The organism is Streptomyces sp. Inha503 (assembly GCF_047215865.1).
Classification (GTDB): Bacteria; Actinomycetota; Actinomycetes; order Streptomycetales; family Streptomycetaceae; genus Streptomyces; species Streptomyces lycopersici.
Genome location: NZ_CP178360.1, coordinates 11038723 through 11057006 on the forward strand (window position 1 = coordinate 11038723; position 18284 = coordinate 11057006).

Annotated in this window: 1 protein-coding gene and 1 pseudogene; both read left to right on the top strand. The window is 72.1% G+C overall.

Going from position 1 to position 18284, the window contains the following annotated elements; genetic code table 11:
- Positions 1-51 precede the first annotated feature (51 nt).
- Entirely contained in the window at positions 52-10416 is a 10365-nt protein-coding gene (locus ACJX2R_RS45685) for a type I polyketide synthase (RefSeq protein WP_413104904.1), read from the top strand.
- A 53-nt stretch (positions 10417-10469) separates the two neighbouring features.
- Positions 10470-18188, top strand: a pseudogene (locus tag ACJX2R_RS45690) (type I polyketide synthase); the annotation flags it as partial.
- Between the last annotated feature and the right edge of the window lie 96 nt (positions 18189-18284).

Genomic DNA, 18284 nt, shown 5'->3' on the forward strand with positions numbered 1-18284 from the left:
GCGGTCGGTTCCCGAGGGTCGTTCCTTACTACTTCCATGGGTGACATAACAATGAACGAAGAGAAGCTTCTCGACTATCTCAAGCGGGTGACCGCGGATCTCCAGCAGACTCGCCAGCGCCTGCTCGAGGCCGAGTCAGCGGACCAGGAACCGATCGCGATCGTCGCCATGAGCTGCCGGTTCCCCGGAGGGGTGAACTCTCCCGAGGATCTGTGGCGCCTGGTGGCGGACGGCACCGACGCGATCTCGGAATTCCCCATGGACCGTGGCTGGGACATCGACGCCCTCTATGACGAGGACCCGGACCGTCCCGGCACCAGCTATACGACCGAGGGCGGTTTCCTGGAGAACGCCGGCCAATTCGATCCGGCGTTCTTCGGGATCTCGCCGCGCGAGGCGCTGTCCATGGACCCGCAGCAGCGGCTGCTGCTGGAGACATCCTGGGAAGCGGTCGAGCGGGCGGGCATCGACCCGACATCCCTGCGGGGCAGCAGGACCGGTGTGTTCGTCGGGACCAACGGCCAGGACTACTCCATGCTCATGCTCGGCGCGGCCGAGAGCCTGGAAGACGTCGAGGGCCACTCGGGCACCGGCAACGCGGCGAGCATCGTCTCCGGCCGGATCTCCTACACCATGGGTCTCGAGGGCCCCGCGCTCTCCGTGGACACGGCGTGCTCGTCGTCCCTCGTGACCTTGCACCTCGCCGTTCAGGCGCTGCGCCAGCGCGAGTGCACGCTCGCGCTCGCCGGTGGCGTCACGGTGATGTCCACCCCGTCGGCGTTCGTCCAGTTCAGCAGGCAGCGCGGACTGGCGGCGGACGGCCGGTGCAAGCCGTTCGGCGCCGCGGCCGACGGCACCGGCTGGGGTGAGGGCGTCGGCATGCTGCTCGTCGAGCGGCTGTCCGACGCCGAGCGCAACGGCCACAAGGTGCTGGCCATCGTCCGGGGTTCGGCCATCAACCAGGACGGCGCCTCCAACGGTCTGACGGCGCCCAACGGCATCTCACAGCAGCGGGTCATCCGCCAGGCGCTGACCAGCGCCCGGCTGTCGGCCGCCGAGGTGGACGCGGTCGAGGCGCACGGCACGGGTACGACCCTCGGTGACCCGATCGAGGCCCAGGCGCTGATGGCCACGTACGGGCAGGACCGGCCCGCGGACCAGCCGCTGTGGCTGGGTGGCATCAAGTCGAACATCGGTCATACGCAGGCCGCCGCCGGTGTCGCCGGGGTCATCAAGATGGTGATGGCCATACGGGAGGGCGTGCTGCCGAAGACGCTCCATGCGGCCGAGCCCTCGCCGCATATCGACTGGACCGGCGGCGCCGTCTCCCTTCTGCACGACTCGACCCCGTGGCCGGACCGGGACCACCCGCGCCGCGCCGCCGTGTCGTCGTTCGGCATGAGTGGCACCAACGCGCACACCATCCTGGAGCAGGCTCCGGAGTCCGAGGTGGCCGAGGCCACCGAGGCCGAGGCCGCCGACGGTCCGGTGGCGTGGGTCGTGTCGGGCCGTGGCGCCGAGGCGCTGCGGGCGCAGGCCGGTCAGCTCCGCGAATTCCTCACGGAGCGCCCGGAGTTGAACGCGGCGGACGTGGCGCTGTCGCTGGCCACGACCAGGTCCGCCTTCGAGCACCGGGCCGTGGTCACCGGGGCCGACCGTGAGGAACTCCTCCAGCGTCTGGAGGCGGTCGCCGAGGACGCCACCGCGGCGGACGGAGTGGTGCGGGGGAGGACCGGCGACGCCGGCCGCTCGGTTTTCGTGTTCCCGGGGCAGGGGGCGCAGTGGGTGGGCATGGCGGTGGGGCTGCTGGAGTCCTCGCCGGTGTTCGCGGAGGCGATCGGCGAGTGTGAGACGGCCCTGTCGGCGTATGTGGACTGGTCGTTGACCGAGGTGCTGCGTGGCGCCGAGGGCGCTCCGGGCTTCGACCGGGTGGACGTCGTGCAGCCGGTGCTGTTCGCGGTGATGGTGTCGCTGGCGAAGCTGTGGCGTTCGGTGGGTGTCGAGCCGGATGCCGTGATGGGGCACAGCCAGGGTGAGATCGCCGCGGCGTGTGTGGCGGGCGCGCTCTCGCTTCAGGACGCGGCCAAGGTGGTGGCCCTGCGGTCGCAGGCCATCGCGGCGGGCCTCGCGGGTCGTGGTGGCATGGTGTCGGTCGGGCTGCCGGTCGACCAGGTCAGGGACCGTATCGCCCAGTGGGACGGTGGCATCTCGGTTGCCGCGGTCAACGGCCCCGGTTCCGTGGTGGTCTCCGGAGACCCGGGCGCGCTGGACGAGATGGTCGCCCAGCTGGAGGGCGAGGAGATCCGGGTCCGTAGGGTCCCGGTGGACTACGCCTCGCACTCCGCGCACGTCGAGGCCATCCACGAGGAGCTGCTGAAGGTCCTCGCCGGTATCGAGCCCCGCGCGTCCGAGGTGCCGTTCTACTCCACGGTGTCCGGCGAGCTGGTGGACACCACCGGTCTGGACGCGGAGTACTGGTACCGCAACCTGCGGCAGACCGTCGAACTGGAGGCCACCACTCGAAAGCTGTTGGACGACGGCCACTCCGTGTTCATCGAGGCGAGCCCGCACCCGGTGCTGACTCTGCCGGTGCAGCAGACCGTGGAGGCCGCTGAGGCCCAGGCCGTGGTCGTGGGCACGCTGCGGCGGGACGAGGGCGGCCCGGAGCGGTTCCTGACCTCCGCCGCCGAGGTGTTCGTCCGTGGCGTCACGGTGGACTGGACCGCCCTGCTTGAGGGCCGCGGTGCCCACCGGGTGGAGCTGCCGACCTATGCCTTCCAGCGTCAGCGGTACTGGCTGGACGTCTCGGCCGAGGAGCTGTCCGCCACCGTCGACGGTCTGGCCGTGGACGCGGTGGACGCCCGCTTCTGGGAGGCGGTGGAGCGCGAGGACCTGGAGGCGCTGGTCCGCACGCTGGAGGTGGACGACGAGGAGCAGCAGTCGTCGCTGACGGCGTTGCTTCCGGCGCTGTCGTCCTGGCGCCGTCAGCGGCGTGAGCAGAACACGGTGGACGGCTGGCGCTACAAAGTGGTCTGGAAGCCACAGGCGTCCGCCACCGGGGCGGCCCTCTCGGGCACCTGGCTCGTGGTCCTTCCCGCGTCGCACGCCGACGACGCCCTGGTGACCGCCACGGTGAACGGGCTGGGGACGAGCGGGGCCGACGTCGTCCGAGTGGTGCTGGACGGATCCGGCAACGACCGCTGGACAGTGGCGGAGCGGCTGGGCGGGGCGCTCGGCGAGGCCGGGGTGGAGCCCTCGGGCGTCGCGGGCGTGTTCTCGCTCCTCGGACTGGACGAGTCGGGGCACACGACGTTCGACGTGGTGCCTGCCGGACTGGCGGCCATGGTGGGCCTGGTCCAGGGACTGGGTGACGCGGGTGTGGTGGCTCCGCTGTGGTGCGCCACTCGGGGTGCGGTGTCGGTGGGGCGTTCCGACCGGCTGGTGAGCCCGGTGCAGTCGATGGTGTGGGGCCTGGGGCGGATCGTGGGGGCGGAGTATCCCCAGCGCTGGGGCGGTGCGGTCGATCTGCCCGAGACCATGGACGGCCGTGCGGTGGCCCGTCTGGCCGGAGTGCTGGCGGGCACGGAGGGCGAGGACCAGGTCGCGGTGCGCGGCTCCGGTGTGTTCGCCAAGCGCATGGTGCGGGTCTCGGCGGCTGAGGACGCCGGGGGCCGGGAGCCGTGGCAGAGCCGGGGCTCGGTGCTGGTGACCGGTGGTACGGGTGCGCTCGGCGGCCATGTGGCCCGGTGGCTGGCGCGTACCGGTGCCGAGCATCTGGTGCTGACGAGCCGTAGTGGTATGGAGGCCGAGGGCGCCGCCGAGTTGAAGGCGGAGCTGGAGGGGCTTGGCACCCGGGTGACGGTGGCGGCGTGTGACGCCGCGGACCGTGCGGCGCTGGCCGAGGTGCTGGAGGCGATCCCGCGGGAGTTCCCGCTGACCGCCGTGGTGCATACGGCTGGTGTGCTGGACGACGGTGTGGTGGACGCGCTGACGGTGCGTCGGGCGGCCGGGGTGCTGCGTCCGAAGGTGGACGCGACCCGGAATCTGCATGAGCTGACCGCGGGGATGGATCTGTCGGCGTTCGTGCTGTTCTCCTCCGGGGCGGGCACGTTGGGCGGTCCGGGGCAGGGCAGCTATGCGGCGGGTAACGCCTACCTCGACGCGCTGGCGTTGCAGCGGCGCGCGGATGGCCTTCCGGCGACCTCCATCGCCTGGGGCGCCTGGGCCGGTGGCGGCCTCGGCTCCGGTGACGTCGGCGAGCGGATGGACCGTTCCGGCATGGTCGGCATGGTGCCCGAGCTGGCGATCTCCGGTATGCAGCAGGCGCTTGAACTGGACGAGACCTTCGTGGTCATCGCCGAGATCGACTGGGATCGCTTTCGGCCGGAGTTCGTCGGTTCACGTCCGAGCGCGCTGTTCCGTGAGCTGCCCGAGCTGAACCGCCCCGCTGCCGCCACTGGTGCGGACACCGGCGACGGCGACGACGCCATTTCCGCGCTGCGCCGGGAGATGGCGGAGCTGCCCCCTGCCGAGCAGCCCAAGCTGCTGCTGGAGCTGGTGCGCAGCCAGGCCGCCGACGTCCTCGGCTACGACAGCGCGGACGCGGTGGAGGCCGACCGGGCCTTCCGGGACCTCGGCTTCGACTCGCTGACCGCCGTCGAGCTGCGCAACCGCCTCGGTGTGGTCACCGGCCTCCGGCTGCCGGTCACCTGTGTCTTCGACTACCCGACCGCCACGGTGCTGGCCCGGTACCTGTTCACCGAGATGTTCGGCGACCAGCCGGTCACCGCGGGTGCCACCACCGCCGCACCCCAGCGGCCGGAGGGGCTCGACAAGCCCATCGCCACCGATGAGCCCATCGCCATCATCGGCATGAGCTGCCGGTTCCCCGGCGGGGTGCGCAGCCCCGAGGAGCTGTGGAACCTGCTGATGGCCGAGGGGGACGTGATCTCCGCGTTCCCCGAGGACCGCGGCTGGGACATCGACGGTCTCTACGACCCGGACCCCGAGAAGTCCGGCACCAGCTACGTCCAGGCGGGCGGCTTCCTCGACGAGGTGGGCCACTTCGACCCGGGCTTCTTCGGGATCTCGCCCCGTGAGGCGATGGCGATCGACCCGCAGCAGCGGCTGCTGCTGGAGACCTCGTGGGAGGCGTTCGAGCGCGCCGGGATCGACCCCGTGGCGCTGCGCGGAAGCCAGACCGGAGTCTTCGTCGGCTCCAACTACCACGACTACGGTTCGCGCATCCTGAGCGACGCCGAGGGAGTGGAGGGGTATCTCGGACTCGGCAGCGCCCCCAGCGTCTCCTCCGGCCGTATCTCCTACACGTTCGGCTTCGAGGGCCCGGCCGTCACGGTGGACACCGCGTGCTCGTCGTCGCTGGTCGCCCTCCACCTGGCCTGCCAGTCGCTGCGGCAGGGCGAGGCCTCCGTGGCGCTGGCCGGCGGTGTGACGATCATGGCCACGCCAGGCACGTTCGTGGAGTTCAGCGCCCAGCGCGTGCTGTCCTTCGACGGGCGGTGCAAGGCGTTCTCGGCGGATGCCGACGGCACCGGCTGGTCCGAGGGCGTGGGCATGCTGCTCGTGGAGCGGCTGTCGGACGCGCAGCGCAACGGCCACAAGGTGCTGGCCGTCATCCGGGGTTCGTCGATCAACCAGGACGGCGCGTCCAACGGTCTGACGGCGCCCAACGGCCCGTCGCAGCAGCGGCTGATCGAGCAGACGCTGGCCGGAGCCCGGCTGGTCTCCGCCGACGTGGACGTGGTCGAGGCCCATGGCACCGGCACTCCGCTCGGCGACCCGATCGAGGCGCAGGCGCTGCTGGCCACCTACGGCCAGGGCCGCCCCGAAGGCCAGCCGCTGCTGCTGGGCGCCATCAAGTCGAACATCGGTCATACGCAGGCCGCCGCGGGTGTCGCCGGGGTCATCAAGATGGTGATGGCCATGCGCGAGGGCACCCTTCCCAAGACGCTGCACGTGGACGAGGCGTCGCCGCATGTGGACTGGTCGGCGGGCGATGTGGAGCTGCTGACCGAGGCGGTGCCCTGGCCGGAGCGGGACCACCCGCGCAGGGCGGCGGTGTCGGCGTTCGGTGTGAGCGGCACCAACGCGCACACCATCATCGAGCAGGCGCCGGTCTCCGACGAGCCGGAGGCGCCACGGGCCGAGGAGTCCCCGGACTCCACCGCGGCCCCGGTGCCGTGGATCCTGTCCGGCCGGACTGATGCCGCCCTCCGCGGCCAGGCCGAGCGGCTGCGGGCCCAACTGGCCTCTGTCGCCGAAGAGTTCATGCCCACTGTGGACGTCGGTTATTCCCTCGCGATGACCCGATCGCTCTTCGACCACCGGGCCGCGCTCGTCGGTGAGGACCGCGCGGACCTGCTGCGTGGCCTCGAGGCCATCGCGAACGGCGAGTCCGCGCCCGGCGTCGTACGCGGCGTGGCGGGAGCGGCGGGCAAGACGGCGTTCCTGTTCTCGGGCCAGGGCGCCCAGCGCCTGGGCATGGGCCGCGAGCTGTACGACGCCTTCCCGGTGTTCGCCGACGCGTGGGACGAGGTGTGCGCACATCTCGACGCCCTGCTCGACCGTTCGCTGCGCGACGTGGTGTTCGCGGCCGAGGGCGGTGCGGACGCCGAGCTGCTGAACCAGACGGCGTTCACCCAGCCCGCGCTGTTCGCGGTCGAGGTGGCGCTGTTCCGGCTGCTGGAGCACTTCGGCGTCACCCCGGATGTGGTGATCGGCCACTCCATCGGTGAGATCGCCGCCGCACACGTGGCCGGGGTGTTCTCGCTGGAGGACGCCTGCGCGCTGGTGGCCGCTCGTGGCCGGCTGATGCAGGCGCTGCCCGAGGGCGGCGCGATGGTGGCGGTGCAGGCGTCCGAGGAGGAGATCGCTCCGGCACTGGCCGGTCGTGCGGCCGAGGTGAGCCTCGCCGCCGTCAACGGCCCGACCGCCGTGGTCATCGCGGGCGACGAGGCACCGGCGCTGGAGATCGCCGCCGAGTGGGAGCGGCAGGGCCGTAAGGTCCGCCGGCTGCGGGTCAGCCACGCGTTCCACTCGCCCCGGATGGACGCGATGCTGGGCGACTTCCGCAAGGTCGTCGAGGAGCTGTCGTTCCAGGCACCGTCCATCGCCCTGGTCTCGAATGTGACGGGCGAGGCGGCCAACGCCGACGAGGTGTGCTCCGCGGAGTACTGGGTCCGGCATGTCCGGGAGGCGGTGCGGTTCGCGGACGGCGTACGGGCGCTCGAAGCGCAGGGCGTCTCCAGGTTCGTGGAGGTCGGCCCCGATGGCGTGCTCACCGCGATGGCGCGGGACTGCCTGGCGGACCAGCCCGAGACCACCTCCGCGCCGGTCCTGGTGCCGGTGGTGCGCAAGGACCGCCCCGAGACACTGGCGCTGACCACCGCGCTGGCCGAACTCCACGTGCACGGCGTCGGAGTGGACTGGGCGCGGAGCTTCGCCGGACGTGACGCCCGGCGGGTCGAGCTGCCCACCTACGCCTTCCAGCGGGAGCGCTACTGGCTGGAGGCGCTGACGACCTTCGCCAGCGATGTGACCGCCGTGGGGCTCGTCCCGCCGGCGCATCCGCTGCTGGGCGCCGCCGTCGAACTGCCCGACGCGGACGGCTTCCTGTTCACCGGCCGCCTGTCGCCGCAGACGCACCCGTGGCTGGTCGACCACACGATCCAGGACACGATCCTGCTGCCCGGCACCGCATTCCTCGAGCTGGCCCTGTACGCCGCCGACCAGGTGGGCTGCGACCGGGTCGAGGAGCTGACCCTCACGGCACCGCTGGCGCTGCCCGAACGCGGCGCGGTCCACCTCCAGTTGGCGGTGAGCGGGCCGGACGAGAACGGCGCGCGCTCGCTGAACGTGTACTCCCGGCTGGAAGAGCCCGGCATGGAGCAGCCGTGGATCCAGCACGCCTCCGGCCTGCTCGCCCAGGGCGGCGCACCGGACGGGACCGGCCAGACCGACCTCGCCGTATGGCCTCCGGAGGGCGCGGAGCGGATCGACACCGAGGATGCCTACGACCGGATGGCCGCGGGTGGCTTCGCCTACGGCCCGGTGTTCCAGGGGTTGCGGTCGGTGTGGATCCGTGGCGACGAGGTCTTCGCCGAGGTGCGGCTGCCCGAGGAGAACGCCTCGGACGCCGAGCGGTTCGGACTGCACCCGGCCCTGCTGGACGCGGCGGTCCAGGCCGTCATGTTCGTGCCCCAGGAGGAGGCGGGCCTCGCCAGGCTTCCGTTCTCCTGGACCGGGGTGTCGCTGCGGGCCACGGGCGCCTCGGAGCTGCGGGTGCGCCTCAGCTCGCTCGGGCCCGACTCCATCGGCCTCACGGTGGCCGACACCAGCGGCCGCTCCGTGGCCACCGTCGACTCCCTGGTGCTGCGGCTCGTCGCCGAGGGGCAGATCCAGTCGGCCGGCTCCCCGGCGGCCGGACATGACTCGCTCTTCCGGCTGGACTGGACCCCCGTCCCCGTCGGCCCGCCGGCCCCCGCCTCCGAAGGCACCTGGGCCGTGCTGGGCACCGACGACCTGGGGGTGCGCTCCGGCTTCGAGGCCGCGGGCGCGGACGTGGTGGCGTACCCGGATCTGGCCGCGCTGCGCGAGGCGATCGACTCCGGGGCCACGGCGCCGGACATCGTCATGGTGGCGGGCGCCGCGGCGGCGGCCGGCCTCGACGACGGCGCGGACCTGGCGGGACGGGTGCGTGACACCACGTACCGCGCGCTGGAGCTGGTGCGGACGTGGGTCACCGACGAGCGGTTCGGCGACTCCTACCTGGTGTACGTGACCCGCGGCGCGATGGGCGCCCGCTCCTCCGACGAGGTGCGCACCCCGGCCGAGGCCGCCGTATGGGGCCTGCTGCGCTCCGCGCAGACCGAGCACCCGGGGAAGTTCCTCCTGGTGGACCTGGACCCGGAGGAGCAGGGCGAGGTGTCCTCGGCGCTCCGCACGGCCCTGACCGCCGAGGAGCCGCAGGTCGCCGTGCGCGACGGACGCGTGCTCGCGGCGCGGCTCGCCCGGGTGGCCCCGGCCGAGGACCGGCCCGAGCCGGAGACCACGCCGTTCGACGGCGGTGGCACGGTGCTGATCACGGGTGGCACCGGTGGTCTGGGCGCGCTGCTGGCCCGTCATCTGGTGGTGGAGCACGGTGTTGAGCGTCTGGTGCTGACGAGTCGTCGTGGCGTGGAGGCGCCGGGTGCGGCGGAGTTGGTGGCGGAGCTGGCCGGGCTGGGTGCCGAGGCGGAGGCGGTGGCGTGTGATGTCGCCGATCGTGCCGCGGTGGAGAGCCTGTTGAAGGGGATTGGTCCGGAGCGTCCGCTGTCGGCCGTGGTGCACGCCGCGGGTGTGCTGGACGACGGTGTGGTGGAGTCGCTGACGCCGGAGCGGGTGGACAAGGTGCTGCGTCCGAAGGTGGACGCCGCGCTGCATCTGCACGAGCTCACCCGCGGCCTCGACCTCTCCGCCTTCGTGGTGTTCTCCTCGGCCTCCTCCAACTTCGGTGGCGGCGGCCAGGCCAACTACGCGGCGGCCAACGCCTTCCTGGACGCCCTGGCGCACCAGCGCCGCGCGCTCGGCCTCCCCGCGGTCTCCCTGGCCTGGGGCATGTGGGAGCAGCGCAGCGAGATGACCGGGGACCTCGGCGAGGCGGACCTCCAGCGCATCGCCCGGGCCGGGCTGAACGCGCTCACCTCGGAAGAGGGCCTCGCGCTGTTCGACGACGCGCTCGGGACCGATGAGACCGTGCTCGTGCCGACCCATGTGGACCTCGCCGCCCTGCGCGTCCAGGCCCGCACCGGTGATGTGCCCGCTCTGCTGCGCGGCCTGGTGCGTGTCCCCCGGCGCCGGGTCACGGCGCCGGAGGCCGCGCGGACCGGCACCGGATCGCTGCGGGACCGCCTGGCCGGTCTCTCCGCGGCCGATCAGTACCGGGCCCTGCTGGACCTGGTGCGGGTGCAGGTGGCGACGGTCCTCGGCCATGGCTCGCCGGAGACGGTGGAGCCGGACATGGCCTTCAAGGACATGGGCTTCGACTCCCTGACCACGGTGGAACTGCGCAACCGGCTCAACGCGGAGACGGGTCTTCGACTGTCGGCCGTGCTGGTCTTCGACTACCCGACGCCCACGGCGCTGGTGGACCACCTGCGGGAGGAGCTCCTGCCCGACGGCGGCACGGGGGAGCCCGTGGTCTTCGCCGAGCTCGACAGGTTGGAGCCGCTGCTCTCCAACGTGATGGACGACAGCGAGACCCGCACGAAGGTGGCCGGGCGGCTGAAGGAGCTCCTGGAGAAGCTGGGCGAGGTGTCCGACGACGCCGACTCCGCTGTCGAGATGGCCGAACGGATCGGGTCGTCCTCCAACGACGAGCTGTTCGACTTCATCGACAACGAGCTCGGGCTGTCCTGAACCGTTGTCCAGCGCCCTCTGACCCTGACTGTAGAGAAAGTGACGGCAAAACAGTGAGCGAGACGAAGCTCCGCGACTATCTCAACAAGGTGACGACTGATCTGCACCGCACTCGTCTGCGCCTTCGGGAGGTGGAGGAGAAGAACCGGGAGCCGATCGCGATCGTCGCGATGAGCTGCCGCTTCCCCGGCGGGGTCAGCTCTCCGGAGGAGCTCTGGCGCATGGTCGCCGAGGGCGCCGACGGGCTCTCACCGTTCCCGAAGGACCGCGGCTGGCTCGAGGAGGTGTACGACCCGGACCCCGACAGCCAGGGCACGAGCTATGTGAACGAGGGCGGATTCCTGCACGACGCCGCCCTGTTCGACCCCGTGTTCTTCGGGATCTCCCCGCGTGAGGCGCTGGCGATGGACCCCCAGCAGCGGCTGCTGCTGGAGGCGTCCTGGGAGGTCCTGGAGCGGGCGGGCATCGACCCGCTGTCCGTCAAGGGCACCACCGGCGGCGTGTTCATGGGCGCCGCCTTCCAGGGGTACGGTGCGGCCGGCCCGATCGAGGCCGAAGAGGTCGAGGGCCATCTGATGACGGGGCAGACACCCGCCGTCACCTCCGGCCGGATCTCCTATGTCCTCGGCATCGAGGGCCCCGCGGTGACCGTGGACACGGCGTGCTCGTCGTCCCTGGTGACGCTGCACCTGGCCGCGCAGGCGCTGCGCCAGGGCGAGTGCGACTTCGCCCTGGCCGGTGGCATCACCGTGATGGCCGGCCCCGGAACCTTCACCGAGTTCAGCCGTCAGCGGGGTCTCGCCTCCGACGGCCGCTGCAAGCCCTTCGCGGCGGCCGCGGACGGCACCAACTGGTCCGAGGGCGTCGGCGTACTGCTCGTGGAGCGACTGTCCGACGCCCGCCGCCACGGCCACCCCGTGCTCGCGGTGGTGCGCGGCTCCGCGGTGAACCAGGACGGTGCCAGCAACGGCCTCACGGCCCCCAACGGCCCGTCACAGCGCAGGGTGATCCGTCAGGCGCTCGACAACGCCGGACTCACCCCGGACGACGTCGACGTGGTGGAGGCGCACGGCACGGGCACCTCCCTGGGCGACCCGATCGAGGCGCAGGCGCTGATCGCCTCCTACGGCCAGGACCGGCCGGCGGACCGGCCGCTGTGGCTCGGATCCATCAAGTCCAACATCGGCCACGCTCAGGCGGCGGCGGGTGTCGCGGGGATCATCAAGATGGTGATGGCCATGCGGCACGGCGTTCTGCCGAAGACGCTGCACGTGGACGAGCCGACCCCGCATGTCGACTGGTCGGCGGGGGCCGTGGAGCTGCTGACCGAGGCCCAGCCCTGGCCGGAGACGGGCCGGCCCCGCCGGGCGGCGATCTCCTCCTTCGCCATCAGCGGCACCAACGCGCACACCATCATCGAGCAGGCCCCCGAAGCGGAGGAGTCCGAGTCGGCCGGTGCCGAGGCCGGGGCTCCCCGCCCGGTCGCCTCCTCCGTCGTGCCATGGCTGGTCTCGGGCAAGGGCGAGACCGCGATGCGGGCGCAGGCCGAGCGGCTGTACGCCCGTCTGACGGCCGAGGGCGACGATCTCACGGCGGCGTCCGCAGCGGACATCGGCTACTCCCTGGCGGCGTCCCGATCGGCGTTCGAGCACCGCGCGGCGGTGATCGGCGAGGACCGCGAGAGCCTGCTGCGCGGCCTGCGGGCCGTGGCCGAGGGCGAGATGGCCCAGGGCGTGGTCAGGGGGCAGGCGGCGAAGGGGCGCAGGACCGCCTTCGTGTTCCCCGGTCAGGGTGCGCAGTGGGCCGGTATGGGGGTGGAGCTGCTGGAGTCCTCTCCGGTCTTCGCGGAGGCGATCGGCGAGTGCGAGACGGCTCTGTCGGCGTATGTGGACTGGTCGCTGACGGATGTGCTGCGTGGCGCCGAGGGCGCTCTGGGCTTCGACCGGGTGGACGTCGTCCAGCCGGTGCTGTTCGCGGTGATGGTGTCGCTGGCGAGGCTGTGGCGTTCGGTGGGTGTGGAACCGGACGCCGTGATGGGGCACAGCCAGGGCGAGATCGCCGCGGCCTGTGTCGCGGGTGCTCTGTCGCTGGAGGACGCGGCGAAGGTGGTGACCCTGCGGTCGCAGGCGATCGCGGCCGGTCTGGCGGGTCGTGGTGGCATGGTGTCGGTCGGGCTGCCGGCCGACCAGGTCAAGGAGCGTATCGCCGCCTGGGACGGCGCGATCTCGGTCGCGGCGGTCAACGGTCCCGGTTCCATCGTGGTCTCCGGTGATGCCAAGGCGCTGGACGAGATGGTCGCGAAGCTGGAGGGCGAGGAGGTGCGGGTCCGTCGGGTTCCGGTGGACTACGCCTCGCACTCCGCGCATGTGGAGGAGATCCGCGAGGAACTGCTGAAGGTCCTGGCGGACATCGCGCCCCGTTCGTCGGAGGTGCCGTTCTATTCGACGGTCTCCGGCGAGCTGGTGGACACGGCTGCTCTCGACGCGGAGTACTGGTACCGGAACCTGCGGCAGACCGTTGAGCTGGAGAGCACGACGCGCACGTTGCTGGACGGCGGTTTCACGGTCTTCGCCGAGGTGAGCCCGCATCCGGTGCTGGCCCTGCCGGTGCAGCAGACGGTGGAGGCCGCTGAGGCGCGGGCGGTGGTCGTGGGCACCCTGCGGCGGGACGAGGGCGGACCCGAGCGGTTCCTGACCTCGGCCGCCGAGCTGCACACCAGTGGCGTCGGTGTCGACTGGCGGAAGGTGTTCGAGGGCCGTGGTGCCCGCCGGGTCGATCTGCCGACCTACGCCTTTCAGCGTCAGCGCTATTGGCTGGACTCGATGGCGGCCGTCGGCGACGTGGGATCGGTGGGCCTCAGGGCGGTGGCGCACCCCCTGCTGAGCGCCGCGGTCTCGCTGGCGGGCGGCGGCGGAGTGTTGCTCAGCGGGCGGCTGTCGACGGCCACGAACCCCTGGCTCGCCGAACACACGGTGCAGGGCACGGCGCTGGTCCCCGGGACGGCCTTCGCGGAGATGGCCGCACAGGCGGGCGACCAGGTCGGCTGCGGCCGGGTCGATGAGCTGGTGCTGGTGGCGCCCTTGGCGATGCCCGAGCGCGGAGGGGTACAGGTCCAGGTCGAGGTGGGGGAGGCCGACGCCTCGGGCCATCGCGACGTCAGCGTGTACTCCCGGATGGAGCCGGCCGACGAGGAGGCCGATCTCGAGCAGCCGTGGGTGCGGCACGCTCACGGTGTGCTCACCCCGCCCGTAGCGGCGGCATCCTTCGACTTCGCGAAGTGGCCGCCCTCCGGCGCCAAGCCCGTCGATGTCTCCGGCGGCTACGAGCACGCCGCCGAGCACGGGCTGTACTACGGCCCCGCGTACCGGGGGCTGCGGCGCGCCTGGAAGCGCGGCGACGCGGTGTTCGCCGACGTCGAGCTGCCCGAGGATCAGCACGGCATCGCGAAGTACTTCGGTCTGCACCCGGCCCTGTTCGACGCGGCCCTCCAGGCGATCGGCGCGAACAACGCGTTGCGCGGAGGCGACGACGCACCGAGCGCGGGCAATCTGATGCCGTTCTCGTGGCGGGGCTTCTCCCTGGAAGCCGTCGGTGCCCAAGCGCTGCGCGTCCGAATCGTCCCGGACGGTCGGCAGGCCGTGTCGCTGGCCATGGCCGACACCTCCGGCCGCCCGGTGGCTTCCGTCGACTCCCTCCTCTTCCGTCCCATGCAGGCCGCCGCATTGCAGAACCTGAGCCGGACTGCCGGTGAGGCGCTGTTCCGCGTGGAGTGGACGGCGGGCCCGGCGAAGCCCGCCGAGGGCGTGGCACCCGGCTGGTGGGCGGTGCTGGTCGACGACTGCCTCGGTGTGGGCGACGCTCTGGAGACGGCGGGCTTCTTCCCCGCCGACGTGTACCCGGACCCCGAGGCGCTGAGTGACACCCTGGCGACGGGCACGAGCATGCCCGGAATGGTGGTCCTGCCGGTGGCTTCGGCCGGCCCCGCCGTGGTGGACGAGGTGCACACACGGGTCGCCGAGGTGCTGGAGACCGTTCAGTCGTGGCTGGCGGACGACCGGTTCGCGGGCACCCCGCTGGTGGTGCTGACACGAGGTGCCGTTGACACCGGCGACGGTGTGACGGACCTGGCGAGCGCCGCCGCATGGGGTCTGGTGCGGTCGGCGCAGGCGGAGCACCCGGGACGGCTGGTGCTTGTCGACACGGATGATGTCGAGCGTGCGGTGGCACTTCTCGCGGGGGTGGTGGCCACGCGTGAGGAGCAGGTGGTGGTGCGTTCGGGCGAGGTCCGCCTGCCGCGTCTGGCCCGCTCACTGCCCGCCGGTGACGCTCCCGAGTCGGAGGTGTTCGGCTCCGGTGCCGTGCTGGTGACGGGGGGCACGGGCGCTCTGGGCGGTCTGGTGGCCCGGCATCTGGTGGCCCGGCACGGCGTCGGGAAGCTCGTGCTGCTGTCCCGCCGTGGTGCGGAGACGGACGGTGCGGCCGAGTTGCGGGCCGAACTGGAGGCCGCTGGCGCCGAGGTGGTGGTCACGGCTTGTGACGCCGCGGACCGCGAAGCGCTTGCCGCGGTGTTGGCGGGACTGCCCGAAGAGCTCGCGTTGAGCGCCGTGGTGCATGCGGACGAGGTGCTCGATGACGGGCTGTTCGCATCGCTGACACGCGAGCGGGCGGCCGCGGTACTGCGGGCGAAGGTGGACGCGGCCTGGAATCTGCATGAGCTGACCGCGGGCATGGACCTGTCGGCGTTCGTGCTGTTCTCGTCGACCGCGGGTCTGCTCGGCGCGGCCGGGCAGAGCAACTACGCCGCGGCCAATGTGTTCCTGGACGGCCTCGCCTCGTGGCGTCGCACCCAAGGATTGCCGGGTGTCTCGCTGGCCTGGGGCCGGTGGGCCGAGGACAGCGGCGTGACACCGCCCGGGCGGGACGAGATCGACAACTGGCGCTATCAGGTGTCGTGGAAGCCGGTCCCGGACCCGGCCAAGGGGTCGTTGTCGGGGACCTGGCCGGTGGTGGTTCCGGCATCCCGTGCCGGGGACGAGCTGGTCTCGGGGGTTGTCGCCGGGCTCGAGCGGCATGGTGCGAATGTGGTCCCGGTCGTCGTGGACGAGCGGGACCTGGACCCGAGCGTGCTGGGGGAGCGGCTGCGCGAGGTGGCCGAGCAGGGGCCCGAGCTGGGCGGTGTCCTGTCGCTGCTGGCCCTGGACGAGGAACCCTGCCCGGGGCATCCGGCTCTGCCGAGCGGCTACGCGCTGAGCCTGGTGCTGGTGCGGGCCATGGTCGAGGCGAAGATTCCGGCTCGGCTGTGGAGTGGTACGCGAGGGGCCGTCTCGGTGGACGGCTCGGACCGGCTCACCAGCCCGCTTCAGGCGATGGTGTCGGCGTTGGGCCGGGTGGCCGCGCTGGAGCTGCCGCCGCTGTGGGGCGGTGCGGTCGATCTGCCCGAGTCGCTGGATGAGCGCGGTGCGGCCCGGCTGGCCGGTGTGCTGTCCGCCGGGGGCGGCGAGGACCAGGTCGCGGTGCGCGGCTCCGGTGTCTTCGTGCGCCGTCTGGTGCGGTCGGCTCCGTCCGTTGCCGAGGGGACGACGTGGCGGGCGCGTGGCACCGTGCTGGTGACCGGTGGCACGGGCGGGCTGGGTGGTCAGGCGGCCCGGTGGCTGGCGCGCAGTGGCGCCGAGCACCTGGTGCTGACCAGCCGTCGGGGTCCCGAGGCGCCGGGCGCCGCCGAGCTGCGCGAGGAGCTGGAGGGGCTGGGCGCCCGGGTGACGGTGGCGGCCTGTGATGTGGCCGACGTCAAGCAGCTGGCCGCGGTGCTGGACGCCGTCCCGGAGGAGTATCCGCTGACGGCGGTCGTGCACGTGGCGGGCGCCACCGGCGGAACGCCTCTGCTGGAGACCGGGTTGGCCGATGCCGCCACCATCGTCTCGGGCAAGGTGGCCGGCGCCGTCAACCTGGATGAGCTGCTGGGCGACCGCGAGCTCGACGCGTTCGTGCTCTTCTCGTCGATCTCCGGTCTGTGGGGCAGTGGCGGCCTGGCCGCCTACAGCTCGGCCAATGCCTACCTGGACGCGCTGGTGGAGGAGCGCCGTGCGCGGGGTCTCGTCGGCACCTCCGTGGTCTGGGGCCCCTGGGCCGAGATCGGCATGGCGGCCGCGGACGACCAGGGTGATCATTTGGCGCGGCGCGGTCTGCCCCGGTTGACGCCGGAGCCGGCGATCGCCGGTCTGGAACGCGTGGTGGCGGGCGACGACGGTGTGGTGACGGTCGTGGACGTGGACTGGGAACGGTTCGTCCCCGCGTTCACCGCGACCCGGCCCAGCCCGTTGCTGAGCGATCTCTACGAGGTCCAGCGGCTGGACACGGAGTGGAACGATGTGGCGCGCACCAGTCTGGCGCCCCTCTCCTCCGAAGAGGGTCTGGAGCTCTTCGACGCGGGAGTCACCTCCGACACGGCCGTGGTGATTCCCACCCGGCTGGACGTGGGTGCGCTGCGCGCCCAGGGCGCCGCGCTGCCCGCCTTCTTCCGTTCCGTCGTGCCGGATTCCCCCGTCCGGCGTACGGCTCGGGCGGCGGAGTCCGAGGTGGACCAGCCCACCCAGTTGCGGCAGCGGCTGGCCGGGTTGTCGGAGGCCGAGCGGGACGAGGCGCTTCTCGACATGGTGCGTACCGTCGCCGCCGCGGTGCTCGGTTTCGGATCACCCGATGACATCGACACCGGACACGAGTTCATGGAGATGGGCTTCAACTCTCTTACGGCGGTCGAGTTCCGTAACCAGCTGGCCGCCCTCACCGGCCTCAAGCTGAACACCACGGTCGTCTTCGACCACCCGAGCCCGGCCGAGATGGTGGTCCATCTGCGCCCCCGGCTCGCGGCCGAGATCGCGTCCGCTCCCGCCGGCCGCCAGGTCCAGGAGCGGACCGTCGCGACCGCTCCGGGCGCCGAGCCAGTGGCCGAGCCCGTTTCCCCGGCACCGCAGGTGAACACCGATGACACCCTCGGCTCTCTCTACCGGCAGGCGGCACGGCAGGGCAAGGTCGGGGTCGGCATGGATCTGCTGGTGAACGCGGCAAGGCTCCGTCCGACCTTCGAGGACCCGGCCGACTACGAGGGAAACATCAGGCCCGCGCGGCTCTCCCGGGGCCCTCAGCGCCCCCGGCTGATGTGCTTCTCCTCCCACGTCGCCCTGGGCGGTGTCCACCAGTACGCGCGGTTCGCCGCGCCGTTCCGTGGCAACCGGGACGTGGCGGGCCTCGGCACCGTGGGGTCCGTCCAGGGTGAGAGCCTTCCGGCCACTCTGGACGCGCTGTTCCACTTGCAGGCGAGGATCGTTGCCGAGTACGCCGAAGGCGACCCGATCGTCCTGTGCGGCTCCTCGGCCGGAGGAATGTTCGCCCACTCGGTGGCCGCCGCTCTGGAGAGCCAGGGCACACCGCCCGCGGGCGTCATCCTGATGGACACCTACCTTCCGGACACCACCAAGCTCGGCCAGTTCGAGAACGCCTGGCTGGACGAGATGTACGAGCGGGACGAGCTCGTCTCCATGGAGGGTGTCCGGATGTCCGCCATGGGCTGGTACTCGCATCTGCTGGCGGGGTGGAAGCCGCCGCAGATCTCGGTTCCCACGCTCCACCTCCGTGCGACCGAGACGGTGCTGCGGACGGACCCGGACGCGAAGGTGCAGAGCTGGCAGGCCGACTGGCCCGCCGACTCCCTCGTCGACGTGCCCGGAGATCACTTCAGCATGATGGAGAAGCACGCGGAGACCACCGCCCAGGCCGTCGAGAACTGGATGGCCGACCTTTAACGGCACCGCGCCCGCCCGGCATTGATGAATGACGGGCGGGCGCCCACGCCGAAGCCGCGGTCGGCGCGG